Origin of the sequence: Dysgonomonas sp. PH5-45, assembly GCF_029893235.1 — a bacterium.
In the GTDB taxonomy this organism is placed as follows: Bacteria; Bacteroidota; Bacteroidia; order Bacteroidales; family Dysgonomonadaceae; genus UBA1309.
Genome location: NZ_JARXWE010000037.1, coordinates 1 through 19,697 on the forward strand (window position 1 = coordinate 1; position 19,697 = coordinate 19,697).

General features: G+C 39.6%; 19 protein-coding genes, 1 tRNA gene and 3 pseudogenes. 17 read left to right on the forward strand and 6 right to left on the reverse strand.

Going from position 1 to position 19,697, the window contains the following annotated elements; all coding sequences use genetic code 11:
- Window positions 1-107: 107 nt before the first annotated feature.
- Both M2132_RS10800 and M2132_RS10805 read right to left on the reverse strand, forming a co-directional pair.
- Window positions 108-647, reverse strand: a complete 540-nt coding sequence (locus M2132_RS10800) for a hypothetical protein (RefSeq protein WP_280673474.1) — start codon at window positions 645-647, stop codon at window positions 108-110.
- The gene (locus tag M2132_RS10805; protein WP_280673472.1) at window positions 644-883 is read right to left on the reverse strand and encodes a hypothetical protein; all 240 of its coding nucleotides are present in this window, start codon (window positions 881-883) and stop codon (window positions 644-646) included. Before M2132_RS10805 ends, M2132_RS10800 begins: the two co-directional genes overlap by 4 nt.
- Before the next feature lie 419 nt (window positions 884-1,302).
- On the opposite strand from M2132_RS10805, the gene M2132_RS10810 reads away from it, so the two are divergent.
- Genes M2132_RS10810 through M2132_RS10820 form a run of 3 tightly spaced genes read left to right on the forward strand, consistent with a single transcriptional unit; the run spans window position 1,303 to window position 3,379 of the window.
- Window positions 1,303-2,145, forward strand: coding sequence for a radical SAM protein (locus M2132_RS10810; RefSeq protein WP_280673470.1), 843 nt, complete (start codon window positions 1,303-1,305; stop codon window positions 2,143-2,145).
- Window positions 2,130-2,858, forward strand: coding sequence for a radical SAM protein (locus M2132_RS10815; protein WP_280698295.1), 729 nt, complete (start codon window positions 2,130-2,132; stop codon window positions 2,856-2,858). Before M2132_RS10810 ends, M2132_RS10815 begins: the two co-directional genes overlap by 16 nt.
- Entirely contained in the window at window positions 2,855-3,379 is a 525-nt protein-coding gene (locus M2132_RS10820) for a hypothetical protein (protein WP_280673466.1), read from the forward strand. Before M2132_RS10815 ends, M2132_RS10820 begins: the two co-directional genes overlap by 4 nt.
- A 203-nt stretch (window positions 3,380-3,582) precedes the next feature.
- Here the strand turns inward: M2132_RS10820 and M2132_RS10825 are convergent.
- A tRNA-Leu gene (locus M2132_RS10825) sits at window positions 3,583-3,665 on the reverse strand.
- Window positions 3,666-4,001: 336 nt separating this feature from the next.
- Here M2132_RS10825 and M2132_RS10830 point away from each other — a divergent pair.
- Together M2132_RS10830 and M2132_RS10835 are read left to right on the forward strand one after the other, a co-directional pair.
- Window positions 4,002-4,583 (forward strand): annotated as a pseudogene (locus M2132_RS10830) (ISAs1 family transposase); the annotation flags it as partial.
- Window positions 4,584-4,603: 20 nt separating this feature from the next.
- Window positions 4,604-4,819 (forward strand): annotated as a pseudogene (locus M2132_RS10835) (SAM-dependent methyltransferase); the annotation flags it as partial.
- 109 nt (window positions 4,820-4,928) lie between these two features.
- Here M2132_RS10835 and rsmD read toward each other — a convergent pair.
- Together rsmD and M2132_RS10845 are read right to left on the reverse strand one after the other, a co-directional pair.
- Window positions 4,929-5,465: a 16S rRNA (guanine(966)-N(2))-methyltransferase RsmD gene (rsmD, locus tag M2132_RS10840; protein ID WP_280673464.1), complete on the reverse strand. Its 537-nt coding sequence runs from the start codon at window positions 5,463-5,465 to the stop codon at window positions 4,929-4,931.
- Complete coding sequence (locus M2132_RS10845; protein ID WP_280698297.1) at window positions 5,462-6,295, reverse strand: DUF3822 family protein; 834 nt, start codon at window positions 6,293-6,295, stop codon at window positions 5,462-5,464. The genes rsmD and M2132_RS10845 overlap by 4 nt, the downstream gene beginning before the upstream one ends.
- 116 nt (window positions 6,296-6,411) lie before the next feature.
- On the opposite strand from M2132_RS10845, the gene M2132_RS10850 reads away from it, so the two are divergent.
- From M2132_RS10850 to M2132_RS10890, 9 genes are all read left to right on the forward strand, one after another.
- Window positions 6,412-7,824 carry an ATP-dependent RecD-like DNA helicase gene (locus M2132_RS10850; RefSeq protein ID WP_407932422.1) on the forward strand — a complete coding sequence of 471 codons (1,413 nt, stop codon included), beginning with the start codon at window positions 6,412-6,414 and terminating at the stop codon, window positions 7,822-7,824.
- 70 nt (window positions 7,825-7,894) lie between these two features.
- Window positions 7,895-8,434 (forward strand): RNA polymerase sigma factor, encoded by a 540-nt coding sequence (locus M2132_RS10855; protein ID WP_280673458.1) that lies wholly within the window; start codon window positions 7,895-7,897, stop codon window positions 8,432-8,434.
- Between the two features lies 1 nt (window position 8,435).
- Window positions 8,436-9,710 (forward strand): porin family protein, encoded by a 1,275-nt coding sequence (locus tag M2132_RS10860; protein WP_280673456.1) that lies wholly within the window; start codon window positions 8,436-8,438, stop codon window positions 9,708-9,710.
- 36 nt (window positions 9,711-9,746) lie between these two features.
- Window positions 9,747-10,541, forward strand: coding sequence for a hypothetical protein (locus M2132_RS10865; protein ID WP_280673454.1), 795 nt, complete (start codon window positions 9,747-9,749; stop codon window positions 10,539-10,541).
- 166 nt (window positions 10,542-10,707) lie between these two features.
- Window positions 10,708-11,214, forward strand: a complete 507-nt coding sequence (locus tag M2132_RS10870) for a Fur family transcriptional regulator (RefSeq protein ID WP_280673452.1) — start codon at window positions 10,708-10,710, stop codon at window positions 11,212-11,214.
- Window positions 11,211-12,473: an adenylosuccinate synthase gene (locus tag M2132_RS10875; RefSeq protein ID WP_280673450.1), complete on the forward strand. Its 1,263-nt coding sequence runs from the start codon at window positions 11,211-11,213 to the stop codon at window positions 12,471-12,473. Before M2132_RS10870 ends, M2132_RS10875 begins: the two co-directional genes overlap by 4 nt.
- A 150-nt stretch (window positions 12,474-12,623) precedes the next feature.
- Window positions 12,624-13,304, forward strand: coding sequence for a zinc metallopeptidase (locus M2132_RS10880; RefSeq protein ID WP_280673448.1), 681 nt, complete (start codon window positions 12,624-12,626; stop codon window positions 13,302-13,304).
- Between the two features lie 129 nt (window positions 13,305-13,433).
- Entirely contained in the window at window positions 13,434-14,561 is a 1,128-nt protein-coding gene (locus tag M2132_RS10885) for a metallophosphoesterase (RefSeq protein ID WP_280673446.1), read from the forward strand.
- The gene (locus M2132_RS10890; protein ID WP_280673444.1) at window positions 14,558-15,700 is read left to right on the forward strand and encodes a metallophosphoesterase; all 1,143 of its coding nucleotides are present in this window, start codon (window positions 14,558-14,560) and stop codon (window positions 15,698-15,700) included. The genes M2132_RS10885 and M2132_RS10890 overlap by 4 nt, the downstream gene beginning before the upstream one ends.
- Here the strand turns inward: M2132_RS10890 and M2132_RS10895 are convergent.
- Window positions 15,694-16,311 carry a hypothetical protein gene (locus M2132_RS10895; RefSeq protein WP_280673442.1) on the reverse strand — a complete coding sequence of 206 codons (618 nt, stop codon included), beginning with the start codon at window positions 16,309-16,311 and terminating at the stop codon, window positions 15,694-15,696. The two genes, M2132_RS10890 and M2132_RS10895, sit on opposite strands and share 7 nt — an antisense overlap.
- Window positions 16,312-16,448: 137 nt before the next feature.
- Between M2132_RS10895 and M2132_RS10900 the strand changes: the two genes are divergently transcribed.
- The 3 genes and pseudogenes from M2132_RS10900 to M2132_RS10910 all read left to right on the forward strand — a co-directional run.
- On the forward strand, window positions 16,449-17,243 hold the full coding sequence (locus M2132_RS10900; RefSeq protein ID WP_280673440.1) for a thymidylate synthase: 795 nt from the start codon (window positions 16,449-16,451) through the stop codon (window positions 17,241-17,243).
- Between the two features lie 172 nt (window positions 17,244-17,415).
- A complete protein-coding gene (locus M2132_RS10905) occupies window positions 17,416-18,267 on the forward strand; it encodes an energy transducer TonB (RefSeq protein WP_280673438.1) in 852 nt (283 codons plus the stop codon).
- A 512-nt stretch (window positions 18,268-18,779) separates the two neighbouring features.
- Window positions 18,780-19,607 (forward strand): annotated as a pseudogene (locus M2132_RS10910) (reverse transcriptase domain-containing protein); the annotation flags it as partial.
- Window positions 19,608-19,697: the final 90 nt, after the last annotated feature.

Here is a 19,697-nt window from a genome sequence, read left to right on the forward strand (position 1 = left end):
TATGTAGAAACTATGAAACTACTTTCGATTCGGCGGAGGAAATAGTCAAAATTGCCGCTATAAAATTATTGTTGAACAAAATTTAAACAGGCTCTAAAAATGTAATATTATTGCTTTATCATATTATAACATTGTTTGCCATCAGCAGATAGGATAAACAAAGCGTTCATCTCTTGTCTAGTCTGTAACTTAGGATTCATAAAGGAAAAATGAGATTCGGCTTTCTTAGCAAGAATATCGGACGGATCGCGGGATTCATAACGATTGAGGTCAGGTCTCCATTCTTGGGCTTCTTTGAGCTTGTTTTCAGCATCAGCAAGCCTTTTTTCAGCATTGCCAATGACGGCTTTAGCCACAAGTTGATTTTTCTTTCCCTTTTGTTCTTCTATGCTGTTTTGCCAATGCTCCACACTCTTTTGTGCATCAGAAATTCTCTTTTCCTTTTCGGCTTGATACTCATTATTAAGAATTTGAATACTATCGGAAACTGTTATATCCGACACATTCATCTCAAGAAATTCTATTTTTAAATCGGTTTTGACTCCATTTTCTATTTGCAGATAATCAGCAATAACTTTTTCATATTCAGATTGAGCAGAACAGGAAACAACAAGAGGGAATAAAAGTAGTAAAATAAACTGTTTCATAGCAATACGGTTTTAGAAGTGAATACTGTGCCAGCTTCTTCTAAAGCCTTGTTGTTCGACTTCCCTAAAGAAAGAGCTTCTTCAAATTTCTCATGTGCAGCATAAAGTAATTCCCAAGCGAAAGGTAATGCATCTACATCATCTTCGATTTGGTCGGCATGAGTTTGCCATACTTGTGCAAAAGCAGCTTTCATAAAACGCTCTTGGATAATTTCTAAAGATTCAATTTTAGTCATAAAACGATTATTTTGTGATTAATATTCATGAATTCACTATTTCACAATAGCTATTCACTTAACCACAAAAAGAAGACGTGGTACTCGCCAAGTCCGTAGAAGAGGTACTGGTATACCCAACAATCGAAACAAGGCAAGCCCACGCCTATACGGCATGAGCATTGCACAGTTTCCTCGATTGTTATTGAAAGTTACCAGTTTTCTTCTACGAGGTTATGTGAACGCTAATGTTATATTTTTATATGCGACGCTTCGCTTTCTTATGAGCAAAGATATAAATAATTCTTTTTTAATTAGTTTGATTTTAGTTGAATCGACTTTGACTTTTTTGTATGTTTGTATTAGTTTGCTATTCACAGTAAAATATTTATATGTTATTTAGACCACCATTTATTGATAGATACAAGTACACCTCTTTTATGGGGAAGAATATATATACGAATTGTAATTTCTCGATATTCTTATTGGGAGAATGTAATGCTAATTGCAAATTCTGTGTGGCACACATTCGGAACAACCAACTGAAAGATGATAAAATACAGTTAGAATATATCAAGAAAGCTATCGAGTTAGTTAAACCTTTGAACCCTACTGTGTCATTATCGGGTGGCGAACCTACTTTATCTCCCATATTTGAAGAAGTGTGCGATTTACTTAAAGATTTTAGGATCAAAGCTGTGACTACAAATGGATATGTATTGAAGCAAACAACCCCCATCCTAATTAAAAACAATTGGACTTATTTAAACATTAGTATTCCACATTACGATGATGCGAAACAGAAATATATGATGGATTGGGGCAAGAGTATTGATGTAAGTAATGTCGAATTTGACAATATAAGATTGAGCTGCATATTAAGTGAGGAGGGCATAAATACAAAAGAAGAAGTATTAAATTATGTAGATTATTACTATGAGAAGGGTATTCGCAATTTCATATTTAGGCAAATGACAGAGGGAGAGGTGTTTTCTGCAAATGAACGCAATGAAAGTATAGTGGAATATATACGAAACAATAAAGTTGATATGACTACTTGCATACCTCAAGAATTTGAGTTTTTCAAAGAGAATAGAGGGTATTATTATTGGGTGTTGTTACATAAATATAAAGATGCCGTTATAGCATATGAAGCTGCTGATTTAGCTGAGCGTAACAATGCACTGAAAAATAATAAAATATTTGAATTGGTTTTACATCCAAACGGCAATTTGAACTATGGGTGGGATCCTAATAAAGAGGTACTATGCAGTCTGAAATAGAAAAAATGAAGCTATTTGAGCCACAAATGAGACTATACATAAATATTACTAACAAATGTAATGTTTCTTGTCCATTTTGTTGTCAATATAGCAGTCCGCAACGAGATTGTTTCATGTCTTTTGATGTATTTCGAAGCATTGTTGACGAACACAAAAAATTTGAGGTTCAGTTTGAAGGTGGCGAGCCTACTATACACCCTGAATTTATTAGAATGGTTAGCTATTGTCTGAATCATCAAGAATGTGGTCGGGTGGTAATCCAAAGTAATGGTATAGAAAGAGCATTGTTAGAACGCTGTCTAATAGAAAAAGACTTTTATACTAAGCTGGTATTTAAGATTAGCTTTAACGAATATCTATATAAGTTAGGTGTGCCAAAAAGTGTTGATTATAAGATAAAAAACAGTCATTTATTTAATCTGTTATTGTTAAAGCAAAATATACAATTTGTACCTAATGTAAAATTGATAATTAATGCGAGAACAACCGAGAATGACAATAATGATGTAAAGAAACTGTTGGGAAACAATGGCTTGATAGACAATGCTGTTGTCTATAAGATACAAAAATATGGCAGAAGTAAAGAAGGGGTAAAACCTTTTATAAAACAGAATATTGAAGATTGGAAAATATTTGCATCTGATGGTAAGTGCTTTGAGCAAGACTTAATATCGCGTAGTGAATACGAACAAAGGAAAAGATTAACATTATGAACTCAGTAAAGAAAAGTCCTCTGTTGTGGGGTATCAATTTGGGTAAAATCATAGATAGTAAGGTCGGAAACCCTATGATTGTGTATGTGCAGGGAAATGAAAAAATAGATTTAACAACTTTAATCCCCAAAGAATACGAATTGGTATTGGATGATGTAAGTGAAGAATTAGTTTACCAAGCAGAACGTTTAGGTATAACAATACGAACACTTTTGCTACATAAACCTATATCAAGACAATACAACAATGTCCGAATTTATGAGTCTAAGATATTAAGTGTTCTTGATAATCTACCTAAATATAAATGCAGATGGGAAGTTCCCGACATTAAAACGTTGCTAAAAAGTAATATGCAAATGTGGTACATTTGCAGAGAGCCGAAGGATTCAACTTGCGACTTCTATAATGAACTCGGAAAAAGAATGAAGACAATTGAAGATAATCAATATGAAATAACATATTTCAATGATAAAAACAAATGGCTATATACTATATATAGAGATACGTTTTTAGAACAGTGATGGTAAAACAGAAAAAAGAAAGCGATTAATTGTCAATAACATGAAGTTTGATACAATGGTGGGCTAAATTAGAATCTAAAGTTTCGTGATTTGGAATAGCTGTTTTACTATAGCCTTTTTTATATCTATTGAATGTTATCCCTGAAACTATCCCTCTTTAAAATACAAAACGCTCATAATCAGTCGATTGTGAGCGTTTCTTGTACTCGGAGCGGGACTTGAACCCGCACAACCTAATGGTCACAAGATTTTAAGTCTTGCGTGTCTACCATTCCACCATCCGAGCAGACCTTAAGCGAAAGGCGGGATTAAACCCATACTTTCTATATGAAAAAATATTCCAAACTTCTATCAAAGAACAAAATGTTGATTCAGATTCTTTTTCTTTTAAATCCATTCAACAGATGCTACTAATATCTGCTCAACTTTTTCGGGGTTAAAAATACATCTTTTCCCCGAAACTACCAAAATTACGGATAAATAAACCAAGGCAAACGCATGAAAATTAATCAATAACAAAGATTTGTGTATTTTTATAATTATCTGAATATAAACTTGTTATCATTTGCCTTCATCAACAAAAATTCGTATATTTGTCTGATATTCAAACAAATAAAACCAGATGAATATATTAGATTTCGCACATCGTATTCCTGATTTTCGCCAGGAAGTAAAAGTACAACACCAAGCCTGTGATATTGTCTTTATAACTGTAGCCGCTGTAATCTGTGGAGCGCAGGATTGGGAAGATATAGAGTATTTCGGACATTGTAAAGAGGATTTTTTTCGCCAATATCTTCTTCTACCCAACGGTATTCCTTCCCACGATACCTTCAACCGTTTTTTTGCCAACCTCAATGCCAAAGTATTGGAGGAAGAGTTTCGTTTTTGGGTCAAAAGCATTTGTAATCAGGATACAAAACTGATATCTGTAGATGGTAAAACGATTCGTGGAGCAAAAACCGGCTAAAAAAGTATCTTTCATATGGTCAGTGCGTTTTGCCATAGCAATGGGGTGAGTTTAGCCCAGGTAAGGACTCATGAAAAGTCGAATGAGATTACGGCGATCCCCGAATTGCTCAGAGTCTTGGATTTGGAGGGGTATATTGTCAGTATTGATGCTATGGGCTGTCAGCAAGATATTGCCAATCGGATTACGAAACAAAAGGCAGATTATCTTTTGGCTGTCAAAAACAATCAGCCGCCACTCTTCCTGCCACTTGAGGATACATCCCCGTTGCAACCTTTATTCTGCCCGAAAATTGCTGGACAGAACATTATTTTGCCTCAAAGGTTACAACTCAGGAGATTTTCCTTAACAAATACGCAGGAAATAAATCCGTTGAAGAATTCATCACGCTTTAATCCCACGAAGAAGAGCTCTACCGTAAATATAAAGAATTCTATGGCTATGTATTCTTTGTCGCAAAAAAACTGTAAACTCACCGTAAAAAAGTGATGGAAAAAGGAGAAATGATATTTTCTCCAATGGTTATATATTTAAAGCTGTTGCATTGATTTGCAACAGCTTTACTGTTTTAGAAGCTTCTTATTTTACAAATATGCTGAAGTTTACACTGCCGTAAACACGTTTCTCCTTAAAGAGGGAAAGGTTTGAAAAATCGTAATCTTTCGAGTGTTCCATAACGAAAACCCCACCATCGGCCAACAGTTTTTTCTCTATTACCTGTTTAGGAACGTCGGCCAGAAATTTAAGGTCGTAGGGAGGGTCGGCAAAAATGAAATCGAACTTATCCTTACAAAAAAGCAGGAACCTGAATACATCCATTTTAAATACGGTCAGTTCTTTTGCCTCCAATTCTTGTTTGTTTTTTTCGATAAAGTTGTAGTTCTGAAAATCTTTCTCTACGCAAAACACTTTGCGGCAACCCCTCGAAACAAGTTCCAGGCTAATGCTGCCCGTTCCGCCAAAAAGGTCTAAAGCCGACTCGACCGACTCCCACTCTACATAATTGCCGAGCGCATTAAACAGGTTTTCTTTCGCAAAGTCGGTTGTAGGCCTGGCCTTGAAGTTTTTAGGCAGCGAAAGCCTTTTGCCTTTATATCGTCCGCTTATTATTCTCATATCGATAGTAACAGTAAATCCAGAGGCATGGTTTGTACATTGTTCGGTAAGAACTGAACTTCGCTTGGCAGCCCTAAGGGTTCTATATTTTTTACGTATTTCCTCAAATCGTTTATTATTGGCACAAAGTTTTCGTCAGTGCCCGAAACAAATAGCTGGTCCGAAATCTGATCCATGCGGCTTTTTTCCCAAATATTCAGAATACTGTACACGGTATCAGTTGCCTGAAGGTTGCTGAATGTGAGGGCATGAACAAGGTTGAAATGCGAAAAACAAAACACATCGATCATACCATCGTGAAAATTCAGATACATTTGTGATGCAGAGCGTGCCGTCCGTGCTTTTTCCGCAAATTTCTGAACCAGTATTCCGGCGTAATGGTGAAACATAGGGTTGAACAGACTACGCACCAAAAAATGATACGTCTCCTCATCTGCGTTGAACAAAAGGGCATTGTTGAGAACCTCTTGGCAGTGCCTCACAATAAAGCCGCCTTTTTCGAGATGGGTCAAATCGTACAATTTCCCCATGTCGTTTTTATCAAAAAGGAAATCAGGAACCAGCTCATAGCCTACCGAAGCAAAAATAACATTTGTGCGCCCGAAGCCATATGTCATAAAATTATTCTCGAAAAGGACTTTCTGAATATTCTCGGCAAGAGTGATATCTTTTTGGAAAATAATTTTGTTGTAAAAATAATCTTTACCCAACTCTTGTTTATGGAGAACGTAATCCAATCCATCGTTTTTTATACGGACGGATAAGGTATATTCTTCGGGATTAGTGAATTTATTAAGATCGGGTAAAGTCATAATGTCATTTTTATCCATACAAATGTAGAAAAAGAAATTTTTATCCGCTATTTTTATCTTTTAAAATCAATTCCGTTCAAGGTTTCTTATAAATCTTAGCGTAACCCAGTTTATTAGAATAGAAGGTCAAAATGATATTAGAACAATTTTTTGTTGAACAAGTGAAGCGTAATTTCGACTTTGAACCCACTTCCCAACAGTCTTTGGCATTGGATAAGATAGGCCATTTTTTGTTCAACAGAGACGAAGATTGTGCTTTTCTGCTGAAAGGATACGCCGGAACGGGAAAATCGTCTTTGATAGGAGCTTTGGTGCGCACCATGACCCAATACGAGCAAAAAACCGTCCTGCTGGCTCCCACGGGAAGGGCGGCAAAGGTATTTTCGGGTTATGCCAATCATCCTGCCTTCACGATACACAAAAAAATATACCGCCAAAAAAAGTTTTCGAACGAGGCTTCAGGCTTCGTTCCTATGGATAACCTGCACAAGGACACCCTTTTCGTTGTAGACGAAGCCTCGATGATAAGCAACGAGGGCATAGATTCGTTCGTTTTTGGGACGGGGCGTTTGCTCGATGACTTAATACATTATGTTTATAGTGGCGAAAATTGTCGGCTTCTACTTATTGGCGATTCGGCTCAGTTACCGCCTGTTATGCAGCCCGATAGTCCGGCTTTGCAAATCGACGTGCTGAAAGCTTATGGCTTGAATGTTGAAGAACTGGTACTGACCCAAACTGTGCGGCAAGCCGAGGATTCTGGTATTCTTCATAATGCTACCCACATACGTGAGGCTTTGGCCGAGGATAAGACCAATATGTATCCCAAACTTAAATTAGATGGTTTTGAAGATATAGTCCGCCTCCGGGGAGAAGACCTGATAGATGAAATAGACTCGGCATACAATCGGGACGGAATAGACGAAACAATCGTAATTTCCCGTTCCAATAAACGCTCAACACTGTATAATGAAGGTATCAGAAACAGAATCCTTTACAGGGAAGAAGAACTTTCGGCGGGAGATATATTATTAGTCGCAAAAAATAATTACTTTTGGACTGAAAAAATAGAAGAAATAGATTTTTTGGCCAACGGAGAGCTTGTGGAAGTAATCAGGGTCTGCAAATCGCAGGAGTTGTACGGCTTTCGTTTCAGCGATGTCTTGGTAAGACATCCCGACTATGATATGGAGTTAGAAATAAAAGTTCTTTTAGACACCTTGCATACAGATGTTGCAAGTTTGTCGAAAGAAAAGCAAGAAGAACTTTTTAGGAACGTACTTGAAGATTATAGCGAAACTACGACCAAAGCCGGAAAAATGCAAAAAATGAAAGCCGATCCTTTTTTCAATGCAGTGCAAGTGAAATATGGATATGCTATGACTTGCCACAAAGCACAAGGAGGGGAGTGGAAAAATGTATTTCTTGATTTAGGCTATATTGCCGAAGAATATTTGGGTGCGAATTTTTACCGGTGGTTATACACAGCTATGACCCGTGCCACCCGGAAATTATATTTGGTTAATCTGCCTGATGAGTTTGTATGAAAAAAAAATTAATAACAGGATGCAACATTTTCATAAATCTTGTGTCTATAAGATAGGGTCTGAATAAATAATGAACGAAGTTCAGCTTATAGCCGGATGTAAGGCACGTGAACAGGAATCTCAAAAAAGTCTCTACGAGCAATATGCCCGTAAGATTTATGGGATATGTTTGCGTTATACTGCTAATGCTGAAGCTGCACAGGATTTATTACATGATGGCTTTATAAAGGTTTTTAACAGTATTGACTCGTATTCGGGGAAAGGATCTTTTGAAGGATGGCTGAAAAGAGTTTTTATAAACTTGGCGCTGGAACAGATACGAAAGGATAAATCGGTTTTCAGTACATCAGAAGATATTCAGGAGTTACCCGATATTGTTGATGAATCGACCGAAGAAAAGGCAAATATTACAGAAAAAGAACTTCTGTCAATGATACAAGGGCTACCCAAGGGATACAGGACAGTATTCAACCTTTATGCAATAGAAAACTTGTCGCATAAGGAGATTGCTGAAATGTTGGGGATAAATGAGGCAACATCGCGGTCGCAATACAACAGAGCGCGGCAAATTTTACAGAATAAGGTAAATGATTACCTGAAGAACAATTGAAATGGCAGAAAGAGAAGACAACATAAAAGATATTTTCTATTCAGGCTTAAAGGATTTTGAACCGGAAGTTCCGGCTGGTCTTTGGGCAGGGATAGAGAGTAGTATGTCTTTCGGAAAGAAAATAACGATGAAGCCTAAGCCTAAATATTCTTTGGCTAAGGTTGCCTCTATTGCTGCCAGCTTTGTGGCTGTGGCAGCCATCGCTGCTGTTATTGTTTGGGTACAAGTGCATAAGCCGGAGCCTCCACAAGAACCGGAAATTATAGCACAAAAAATAGAACCACAAAAACCAGATACAATTCAACCTGAAGTAGTGAAAGCCCCTCCACGGCGATTGCGTAAACCGAGAGTTCAGGTAGTGGAGCCGGAGCCCGTGATTGAACCTGAACCTGTGGTTGAACCCGTACCGGCTAAAAAAGCAAGAGGATCTTTCTATGCTAAGAGTTCGCCAACAAGCGGATTGAGTTCAAAAAAACTGGCACAACTGAACATCCCCACAAGGGTGAAAAAGTCGTTCTATACCAACCGTTTGGTTGCGGTGCAAGACTATGAAGAAACGAAAACGATCAAAACTAAAAAAGAAAAAAAGGAATCGTTGGTATCTCTTCAATCACAAAATAACCTGCCAACATATTCGATAGGAATAGGAAGCCAAGGCGGGTTTGCGTTTAATGATGCGGCATCGCGTTTTGCGGTTAGTAATATAGCCGGCAGCATTGAAGAAAAAGTAAAAGACTTTGTTCCTGATGCAAGCCTCAAGATGGATCACGACCAACCTATATCGGTAGGTTTGAGCATAAGCAAACGGCTTTCTTCAAGATTTTCGCTCCAAACAGGGCTGAGGTACACTTATCTCCGTTCTAAAGGGTCTGAGACAAGTGGTGTATCACAGATACAATATAAACAAAAACTCCACTATCTGGGAGTTCCTTTGGTGGCCAACTATGACCTGATTTCGTGGAATAAGCTAAACCTGTACATATCGCTTGGAGGTATGATGCAAAAAGATATTTCCGGAAAATACGAATGGGCATATCGTTCAACCAACGTTCCGGGTTCCGGCCAATATTCCGGAGATAAATCTATCGGTCAAGACCATTTACAATTTTCGATGATGTCATCGTTGGGATTGTCGTACCCCATATACGATAAATTAAGAATTTATACTACCTTTGGTGGTGCTTACTATTTTGATGCCAATAACAAATATCAGACAATATTTTCTGAAAAGAAATTCCAGTTCGATTTGAATGTTGGCTTCAAATATGAATTCTAATCAGATAGGATAATATCATAAATATTTAATAATAAGATGATTCGCAACAAATTTTTAATAGGCTGTATAGTCTTCTTGTTTATCAGCGTTTTTACTTCTTGCTTAGACGATGACGGTTCTAAAGAGGATATTTACAACCATCCGGTTTGCATTCAGTATGATGCAAGTGTTGGATATTTTGGTGTAGATTATAAAACCAGCAGACCTATCACATGGAATGGATTAGGCACTACTGACGAATATCCATACCAACATGGGGATGTTGTTTATATATCTTATACAATATTTTCTAACAAAATAACAAACGGAATTTATTCGGCAAAAGATGTTATAATCAATTCTGAATATAAAAACAATATACAGAAATCGGTTATAGAAACATGGGATCTTTCTGCTGTTGCAGACACGAGCAATGCGATAACATCGTTCGATGTTTTATGGTATATGCCGAATGATGTTTGTGATGACAGATGGATTTTTGGCTTTAAAACCTATCTGCAAGGCGACCAGAGTGTTGACTTTGATATTTATTACAACAGAAACAATCAACCGGAGTCGAACACAAAAATAATAGACGTCAGGTTACTCAAAGGGTTGCCCGAAGATGAAGCCGGAGTAAACGAAAAAGGCACAATTGTGATAGGTAACCTTAAACAAATAAGAACTTTATTCGGAGAAGATAACCCCGATTTAGAGAAAGACAAAAGCAGAGAAGTATATATAAAATTCAGGTATTATGTAGCTGAAAAAAATACAGAAGGCAAGTACGTAGTAAAAGAAAGATTAACCTCAAGATACCCATATTGGATTTTCGGGAAAGAAAAGTGGTAATTGAATAGCTTTTCTTAAGTAAAACAATAAACTCAACATTGTGCAAATGTTGAGTTTATTGTTTTTAAGGTATTACCGGCATGTATTTTTCTTCTTTTAGAGAAGAATAAATTTTACTTATCTAAAAAAGCAGTATATTTGTTCGTATCTCTTTTTAATTCCAACGATGGATAAGTCGAAAATAAAAGAACAGGTAAAAACTGAGTTTACTGCATATTTGACACTTCATAAGCATAGGAAAACGCCCGAGCGTTTTGCCATACTGGAGCACATATACTCTACAAAAGGCCATTTCGATATGGACTCGTTGTTCAAATCGATGAACAACAATTCTTTCAGGATAAGCCGGGCAACGTTATACAATACCATAGAACTTTTGCTGGACTGCGGATTGGTGGTTAAGCATCAGTTTGGCGCTAATGTATCGCAATACGAGCGTGCCTACGGTAACGAAAATCACGATCACCTTATCTGCATCAGTTGTGGCGAAGTGAAAGAACATAAAAACGGAAACCTGTTTACACCTACACAACAGAAAAAACTGCAACGCTTCAAAATCAGCTATTACAGCATGTATATTTACGGAATATGTGGTAAGTGTCTGAAGAGTAAAGCTAAGCAAGATGTAAAAAGCAATACAAAGAACAATAATATAACGGATAAAAAGAAATGAAAGTTGATATTCTATTAGGTCTGCAATGGGGCGATGAGGGTAAAGGAAAGATAGTGGATGTCCTTACCCCACGGTACGAAACAATAGCCCGTTTTCAAGGAGGTCCTAATGCGGGACATACATTAGAGTTTGAAGGGAGCAAATATGTGCTCCGTTCTGTTCCTTCGGGTATTTTTCAAGGTGATAAGATTAATATAATAGGCAATGGCGTAGTGCTGGATCCGGCTCTGTTTAAAAACGAAATAGAGACGCTCGAAGCATCGGGACACGATTTGACCAAGCGATTGTTGATATCGAAGAAAGCCCACCTTATCTTGCCCACCTTGCGTCTGCTCGACTCGTGCTATGAGGCAGCCAAAGGCGATGCTAAAATAGGAACAACAGGAAAAGGCATTGGCCCTACTTATACCGAAAAGGTAAGCCGCAACGGTGTTCGTGTAGGGGATATCCTCTGTAATTTTGAAGAAAAATATCAGACCGCCCGCAAAAGGCATCTTGAAATTCTGGCACAACACAACTTTGATATAAGCGGACTTGATGCCCTTGAGAAAGAATGGTTTGCCGGAATTGAAAAACTAAAACAATTTACTTTCATAGACAGCGAGCATTATATCAATAAAGAATTGAACGCCGGTAAAAAAATCCTTGCCGAAGGCGCTCAGGGTACGCTGCTCGACATAGACTTCGGGTCTTATCCTTTCGTCACATCGTCAAACACCATATCGGCCGGCGCTTGCATCGGTCTGGGAGTTGCTCCCAGCAAAATAGGCGAAGTGTATGGCATCTTCAAAGCCTACTGCACCCGTGTGGGTAGCGGTCCGTTCCCAACAGAATTGCACGATGAAACCGGAGATTCGCTCCGTAAGTTGGGCTTTGAATTCGGCTCAGTTACAGGGCGTCCCCGTCGTTGCGGGTGGATAGACTTGGTTGCTTTGCGCTATGCTATAATGATAAACGGCGTAACCCAGCTGATAATGATGAAAAGCGACGTATTAGATACATTCAAAACCATCAAAGCCTGTGTTGCATACCGTATAGATGGGAAGGAGACGGAAGATTTTCCGTACGAAATCAACGGAAATGTTGAACCCATATATGCCGAATTGCCGGGTTGGCAAATGGATATGACAAAGATGCAATCGGAAGACGAATTCCCCGAAGAGTTCAATAATTACCTGTCTTTTCTTGAACAGGAACTGAACGTTCCTATCAAGATTGTATCGGTAGGCCCCGACAGAGCACAGACAATCGCTTTGTGATAACCTGTTTTTGTTTAATAATCTCTAACAAAGGCGTTCACTTATAGATTTTTAATTATTTGTCAAACAATTAAACATCTGTACAGGGTATCTTTGTAGTGCATTTTTTTAATGACTGATTAAAGACTAAAACAAAACGAGAATTAGATTATGAGTTTATATTGGTTAATTGCAGGAATAGTTTTTCTGGCAAGCTGGTTGGTATCGTCTTCGTTGCAAAATAAATTTAAGAAGTATTCTAAAGTTCCGCTGACAAATGGAATGACAGGGCGCGATGTGGCCGAGAGAATGCTTTTTGATAATGGAATCTACGATGTGAAGATAACCTGTACACAAGGAACATTGACCGACCATTACAACCCCACGAACAAAACCGTGAATCTGAGCGAAGCCGTCTACCATAGCAACAGTGTTGCTGCGGCTGCCGTTGCCGCTCACGAATGCGGGCATGCCGTGCAGCATGCAACTGTGTATGCTCCGCTTAAGATGCGATCGCGGTTGGTTCCTGTGGTTAGTTTTGCATCACAATGGATGTCGTGGGTTTTACTGGCAGGTTTTCTAACAATCAATGTTTTTCCTGAGCTGTTGTGGTTCGGAATAGGACTTTTTGCTCTGACAACCATATTCAGTTTTGTAACATTGCCTGTGGAAATTAATGCAAGCCAAAGAGCTTTGGCGTGGCTCAATACGGCCGGGATAACAACACAACAAAATTACCCAATGGCAAAGGATGCTTTGAAGTCGGCAGCCTACACTTACGTTGTGGCAGCTCTGGGCTCATTGGCTACGCTGGTTTATTTTATTCTGGTTGCCTTGGGCAATCGCCGATAAATTGCTTCAGAATAAACCCGATGGGACGAAATTAACATAAAGAAAAAGAGGAAAACTATCATGTTTGGTTTTCCTTTTTTTCTGTCAAGATTACAAAATTAGTATCTTTAAAACCCTAATATAAAAACCATGAAAGCAATCTTCATACTGTTTCTGCTGCTTTTTTTGGGTGGAAATTATTATGTGTTCTATCGGGCATGGGCTTCGATGCCCCCTACACCTATTGGGCGGATAATCCTTATCGGCTTTGCCGTTATTGCGGTTTCGTCTCTGTTTGTATCCTTTTTGTTTGGCGATTCGCTGCCTGTTGGCGTTGCAACTTTATTTTATAAGATAGGCACGGCATGGATTTTTATATTCCTGTATTTTTTCATGATGTATCTGCTGAAAGATATTTTCAGCCTTGTGGCACGCTCGGTACACTATATCCCCGATGATGCTATAACCCGCTATACAAAAGAAAACTGGCTTGGATTCTGTTTCATGATAGGCTTCATATCTTTGCTTATGGTGTGCGGGTATCTAAAATACATCTGGAAAGTAAGGGTAGAACAACCCGTTGCGATTGAAAAAACAATCGGAACCACCGATAGCCTACGCATTGTAGCCATCAGCGACCTGCATCTGGGTTATGGTATAGGCAAAGATGAGTTGCAGAAGTGGGTGGAGCTGATAAACAAAGAACAGCCCGATGTTGTACTCATTGCCGGCGATGCTATAGATAACAGTCTCCGTCCGTTGTTAGAGGGCGATTTTGCCGAACCTTTCAAGGAGATAAAATCTAAATACGGGGTGTTTGCCTGTTTGGGCAATCACGAGTATATAAGCGGAGTGAACCAAAGCATGGAATTCTATAAAAAAGCGGGGATACAGTTGCTTAAAGACCAAGCCGTTTTGGTGGATAGTGCTTTCTACATTGTGGGGCGCGACGACAAGTCGAACCCTCGGCGCAAACCATTGTCACACTTGGTTGCAGATGTGGATAAATCGAAACCCATTATTCTGATAGACCATCAGCCTTATAATCTGGAAGAGTCGGAAGAGAACGGCATCGACCTCCAATTTTCGGGACATACCCACCGCGGACAGGTTTGGCCCATATCGCTGATAACAGACTATATCTATGAAGACTCGTACGGATACCTTAAAAAAGGGAATACAAACATATACGTAAGTTCCGGAATAGGTATCTGGGGAGGTAAATTCCGTATAGGAACACAATCGGAATATGTGGTAATAAATATGGCAAAAAAATGAAAGTATTTTATAACGCACTACTGGTACACACGCTGATAAACATTTATGTGTTTTGGCGGGGATGGCAGGTTTTGCCAAGCCGAAAACTGTACCGGGCGGGATACATCGGTTTCTTTGTGATAGAACTGCTGGTGTATCTTGTGGGAATAATATTTTCGACCGACCTACCCCACCAAACGGTTCTCCGTCCTATTATGCTTATCGGCACATCGTGGGCAATATTCATGTTGTATATGACAATACTGCTGTTGGCATACGATGTGTTACGTTTTTTGGGGAGAAAAACGAAGAATAAGAAGATAGCCGCATTAAAAAATCTGAACGACAATGCTACAAGAATACAGGTTTATGCTATATTCATTTTTGTTGTTATAGGAATTATGGTGATAGGCAGCTACCGGTTCAGGCATCCCAAAGTGACCGAAATGAATGTAGTTGTACACAAGGAAAGCCCAAATGTGAAGAACCTACGCATAGTCATGGCCTCCGACCTCCATCTTGGTTACCTGATAGACCGTGATATTTTGCGAATGTATGTAGACAAAATCATGGAACAAAAGCCCGATATGATTCTTCTGGCGGGCGATATTGTAGATTATGACCTTTTGCCTTTGCAGGAACAGAAAATGGGAGAGGAACTCAAACGCCTTAAAGCCCCGTATGGTGTTTTTGCAACATCGGGCAATCATGAATATAGGGTTGCTCCGCCTCAAGCCATAAAGTGGCTGATGGAAGATGCCGGCCTTACCGTATTGCGCGATAAGGCTGTGAAAATTGCCGATTCCTTTTACTTGGTGGGGCGCGAAGACGATATTTACTTTTTCCGCAAAAGCCTGAAGCAGATAATGAAAGAAGGCAGCATAGACAAAACCCTGCCTGTTATAGCTATGAGCCATGAGCCGAACAATTTGGCCGAAGAACAAGAAAACGGTGTAGATATAGCCTTTTACGGACATACGCATAACGGACAGATTTTCCCCTACAACCTTGTTCTGAAGTTTGTTTACGAAGTGCCGTATGGCTACCAAAAGAAAGGGGATATGAATGCGTATGTTTCTTCAGGTTTAGGCCTTTCGGGGCCTTTATACCGGATTGGGACGAATTCCGAAATTGTGGTGATGGACGTACAATTTCAATGACAGAAGGAGATAAGGCTCAGATTGTTTGCTATGCAAAAATCTATATTGTCTTTCACTCCTTTTATGCCTTCGTAGGCACAAGCGCGGTCTTCGTCTTCATCGTTTGTTCCTTCCCACAAGCCGGTGATTTGCTGCTCCGTGATGTTGGCAAGGCTATACATGGTGCTGAGGTTCTGCAATTCGGGTTGCTCAATGATTCCGCATTGTGGCCAGTCGGCAACTTCGGGCAATCCTAACTGGGGAGGGGTAGACAACAGGTCTTCTTCAAGGCAGGTTATAATGCCGAAATCGGTTTCCAGAAATCCGTTGATAAGATCGGTTTCGTATCCCAGTTTTATTTCGTGTTTGTAAGGTAATTCCATTCCGAGATATGCACAAAGGGTTATCAGTGCATACTGATACATATGGGCGTCTTTTTCTATATATTTTTCGCCAAAAACAATGTGATGCAAGGCTTCCTTTACCGATACGGAATCGTTGAAACTATTTTCTTGGTAATGAATAAAATCGGGCGATGAAATAATGTTTTCGAAAAGCTTACTATCCTTCCGCCCAAAGGCTTTTGTTATATTCTTCAAGTCTATTGCGTACGAAAAGATATAGTATCCCATAATAATTAAGAGTTATTTTTTATAGAGGTAGTTCAGTTAACAAAATGCAATATAGATAAATATTTGTTGAATAAAAAGCATTTTTATACTATTTTTGGGCATCATTCAGAAACATCAGAAAATAACATAACAACATAATGAAACAGTATCACGATCTTTTGAAGAGGGTACTTGCCGAAGGTGTAAAAAAAGAAGACCGTACAGGCACAGGCACTATAAGCATTTTTGGGCATCAGAGCCGTTACGATTTGTCGGAAGGATTCCCTGTGTTGACAACAAAAAAACTGCACCTCAAATCAATTATTTATGAGCTGTTGTGGTTTTTGCGGGGAGATACGAACGTAAAATACCTGCAAGAGAACGGGGTGCGTATCTGGAACGAATGGGCCGATGCCGACGGCAATCTGGGGCATATATACGGCTATCAGTGGCGATCGTGGCCCGACTATAACGGAGGCCATATAGACCAGATTACCGAAGTGGTGGATATGATTAAAAACTCTCCCGATTCGCGCCGCATCATTGTGAATGCTTGGAATGTAGCCGACCTGCCGAACATGAATCTGCCTCCTTGCCACACTTTTTTTCAGTTTTATGTTGCCGACGGCAGGTTGAGTTTGCAGCTCTACCAACGCAGTGCCGATATATTTCTTGGAGTTCCGTTCAATATAGCATCGTATGCCCTTTTGCTGAAGATGATGGCACAGGTAACGGGCTTGCAGGCAGGCGATTTTATTCATACACTGGGCGATGCACACGTTTACCTGAACCATTTGGAGCAAGTGAACCTACAACTGGAACGCGAACCAAGGTCGCTACCACAGATGATACTTAACCCCGATGTAAAGAGCATTTTTGACTTCCGGTACGAAGATTTCAGCCTCGAAGGCTACGACCCCCATCCACACATTGCAGGCGTTGTGGCGGTGTAAGGGCAAACGGCGTTAAATTGTTCATAAAATATAGAAGGATAGCGGACTTTTGTCTGCTATCCTTTCTTTTTTTCAGAAAAAAGTGAAATTCATTTATGGATTTCCCTGTCATAATATCTCTATAAGGTAAAAGAAGATAAAATTATTGTTAACCTTTTAAACTATACAGATTATGGCACGGGATATAAAATTAAATTCAAAAGAATGGTGCGATGTTGTTTTTGAGAATAAAAACAAAGCATATGGAGCCTACGAACTTCGTAAAACCTCGTCCAAAAGACATATCATGGCGTTCGGTACAGTGGTGCTTTTTGTTGGGTTAGTGATTGCCATACCATCGTTTATAAAAGCGGTAACACCCGATAAACAAGTGTTGGGTAGTGTAGACGGACCACACATTTTTGTTAATGTAGCCCCCGACGAACCGGAAGATCCCGAAGTGATACTTCCGCCCAAACAGGAAATTGCTCCACCAAAGGTTTTAGCTAAAGAAACAATACAATTTACATCTCCGGCAGTGGTTAGCGACCCTGACTATAAAGAGGCGCAGGGCGTAAAATCGTCAACTGAATTACTTGGTAGTAAAGTTCAAATTGATTTTGTGACAAACGCCAACGGATCGAAAGACCCTAAAGCCCCCGACCCCGAACTTATAAAAACACAACAGAGAATAACCGGTTCGGCCGGTGGCAATGGTGGAGAGCCAACCATCCGCAAATTCGTAGAGCGAATGCCAAAGTTTCCCGGTGGGGATGTCGAACTGTTCCGTTTTTTGAAAGACAATATAAAATATCCGAGTTTAGCGGCCGATAATGGATTGGAAGGCAAAGTTATTATAACATTTGTGGTTTGGAAAGACGGTTCAATATCGAACGCCAAAGTGGTTCAGGGAATCGACCCCTCGTGCGACCGTGAAGCCCTCCGCGTTGTTAAGAGCATGCCCCCTTGGATTCCCGGTATGCAAAACGGGGTGAGTGTACCGGTAGAGTACACCCTTCCGGTGACGTTTAAACTTCAGAAATAACGATAAATGAAAACAAAAAATATTCCGGGGCTGCACACATAGTGCAAGCAAAGAGGAAACCTTTTCTCCGTAAATGGGATGGGTTTCCTCTTTCTTTTGTTCGCCCAGCATGGGTTTATTCTAATGGGTGCAAGTCCCTCACACGCCCTAACAACGGGAAGTGTCTAGCCTTCGGCAAGGGTGTCCTTCGTGAGATGGAATCTAAAGGAAGCCTTCGGCAAACATCTGGCCTGACGTACAGAAACTTGATATCAAGGCTTATGAGTGTGGATTAGTTTGCAAAACAAAACAAAGTCCTATAGTTGTTCTGAACACTCGGAGTAAATCAAGCAGGTATAAGATGGAAAGAATACATTCTTAACTGGGGAGGTCTCATGGGCGAGTCTATGGCAAGCAGTAACAACGAACCATGAGAAGTCAGCAGAAGTCATAGTAATCGGATAGGGAAAAAAAATCGGCAACCGATGAAGGACTGAACTTTAACAAAACAAGAACTATTACTTTATTACCAAATGGAAGATTCAATGCAGAAAACAACCTCTTTGGTTGGCTACCCTCAAAATGATAGGACGGAATCCGAAAGCTATGATGGAGCGCATACTTTTAAGTGGATAGTAGATAAGAACCTTGTGGAAGTGCATACAGGCACACGCAATTTGTTGGAACTCATCTTAAGTCCCTCTAACTTGAATGATGCCTATCTTCAAGTTTTAAGGAACAACGGATGCGGAGGTGTCGATAAGATGGGGACGAGCGAACTGTTACCATACCTAAGCCTCCATAAAGACGAATTGCTTGAAATGCTACTGAGAGGCAAATATCGTCCTTCACCCGTTCGTCGGGTTGAAATTCCCAAAGAAAACGGTAAGAAACGATTACTAGGTATTCCCACCGTAGTCGACCGTTTTCTCCAACAAGCCATAAGTCAAGTCTTGGTTGGAATCTATGATGCTGGTTTTAGCGATAATAGTTTTGGTTTTCGTCCCAATCGCAGTGCTCATGACGCTCTCAAGCGCGTTCAGGAGTATTCTGAGCAGGGCTATCGTTACTGCGTAAATCTGGATTTGGAACGCTTCTTTGATACCGTTCACCATAGCAAACTGATAGAGATTCTCTCGCGTACTATTAAAGACGGTCGAGTTATTTCTCTGATTCATCATTATTTGAATGCCGGTGTTATGGTCAACCTCCGATTTGAAGACACCACCGAGGGTGTTCCCCAAGGAGGTCCTTTGAGTCCAATCTTAAGCAACATTTTGTTGAATGAATTGGATAAGGGGCTTGAACTTCGTGGTCATCCTTTTGTTCGTTACGCCGACGATTGTTTAATCCTGGTAAAGGTTTCATAGGGGGTATTTTAACCCTATGATGCTACTTTAGCTATATTATGTGCAATAGCCAGTAATCCAAACTCCACCTCAACTTTGTTT

What these genes read in the sequence shown, in the direction of transcription:
- M2132_RS10860 (WP_280673456.1), top strand. Translation starts at nt 8,436, where the DNA reads ATGGCAGAAAGAGAAGACAACATAAAAGATATTTTCTATTCAGGCTTA.
- M2132_RS10895 (WP_280673442.1), bottom strand. Translation starts at nt 16,311, where the DNA reads ATGGGATACTATATCTTTTCGTACGCAATAGACTTGAAGAATATAACA.
- M2132_RS10890 (WP_280673444.1), top strand. Translation starts at nt 14,558, where the DNA reads ATGAAAGTATTTTATAACGCACTACTGGTACACACGCTGATAAACATT.
- M2132_RS10885 (WP_280673446.1), top strand. Translation starts at nt 13,434, where the DNA reads ATGAAAGCAATCTTCATACTGTTTCTGCTGCTTTTTTTGGGTGGAAAT.
- M2132_RS10880 (WP_280673448.1), top strand. Translation starts at nt 12,624, where the DNA reads ATGAGTTTATATTGGTTAATTGCAGGAATAGTTTTTCTGGCAAGCTGG.
- M2132_RS10815 (WP_280698295.1), top strand. Translation starts at nt 2,130, where the DNA reads ATGCAGTCTGAAATAGAAAAAATGAAGCTATTTGAGCCACAAATGAGA.
- M2132_RS10870 (WP_280673452.1), top strand. Translation starts at nt 10,708, where the DNA reads ATGGATAAGTCGAAAATAAAAGAACAGGTAAAAACTGAGTTTACTGCA.
- M2132_RS10820 (WP_280673466.1), top strand. Translation starts at nt 2,855, where the DNA reads ATGAACTCAGTAAAGAAAAGTCCTCTGTTGTGGGGTATCAATTTGGGT.
- M2132_RS10805 (WP_280673472.1), bottom strand. Translation starts at nt 883, where the DNA reads ATGACTAAAATTGAATCTTTAGAAATTATCCAAGAGCGTTTTATGAAA.
- M2132_RS10810 (WP_280673470.1), top strand. Translation starts at nt 1,303, where the DNA reads ATGGGGAAGAATATATATACGAATTGTAATTTCTCGATATTCTTATTG.
- M2132_RS10855 (WP_280673458.1), top strand. Translation starts at nt 7,895, where the DNA reads ATGAACGAAGTTCAGCTTATAGCCGGATGTAAGGCACGTGAACAGGAA.
- M2132_RS10875 (WP_280673450.1), top strand. Translation starts at nt 11,211, where the DNA reads ATGAAAGTTGATATTCTATTAGGTCTGCAATGGGGCGATGAGGGTAAA.
- M2132_RS10905 (WP_280673438.1), top strand. Translation starts at nt 17,416, where the DNA reads ATGGCACGGGATATAAAATTAAATTCAAAAGAATGGTGCGATGTTGTT.
- rsmD (WP_280673464.1), bottom strand. Translation starts at nt 5,465, where the DNA reads ATGAGAATAATAAGCGGACGATATAAAGGCAAAAGGCTTTCGCTGCCT.
- M2132_RS10800 (WP_280673474.1), bottom strand. Translation starts at nt 647, where the DNA reads ATGAAACAGTTTATTTTACTACTTTTATTCCCTCTTGTTGTTTCCTGT.
- M2132_RS10900 (WP_280673440.1), top strand. Translation starts at nt 16,449, where the DNA reads ATGAAACAGTATCACGATCTTTTGAAGAGGGTACTTGCCGAAGGTGTA.
- M2132_RS10865 (WP_280673454.1), top strand. Translation starts at nt 9,747, where the DNA reads ATGATTCGCAACAAATTTTTAATAGGCTGTATAGTCTTCTTGTTTATC.
- M2132_RS10845 (WP_280698297.1), bottom strand. Translation starts at nt 6,295, where the DNA reads ATGGATAAAAATGACATTATGACTTTACCCGATCTTAATAAATTCACT.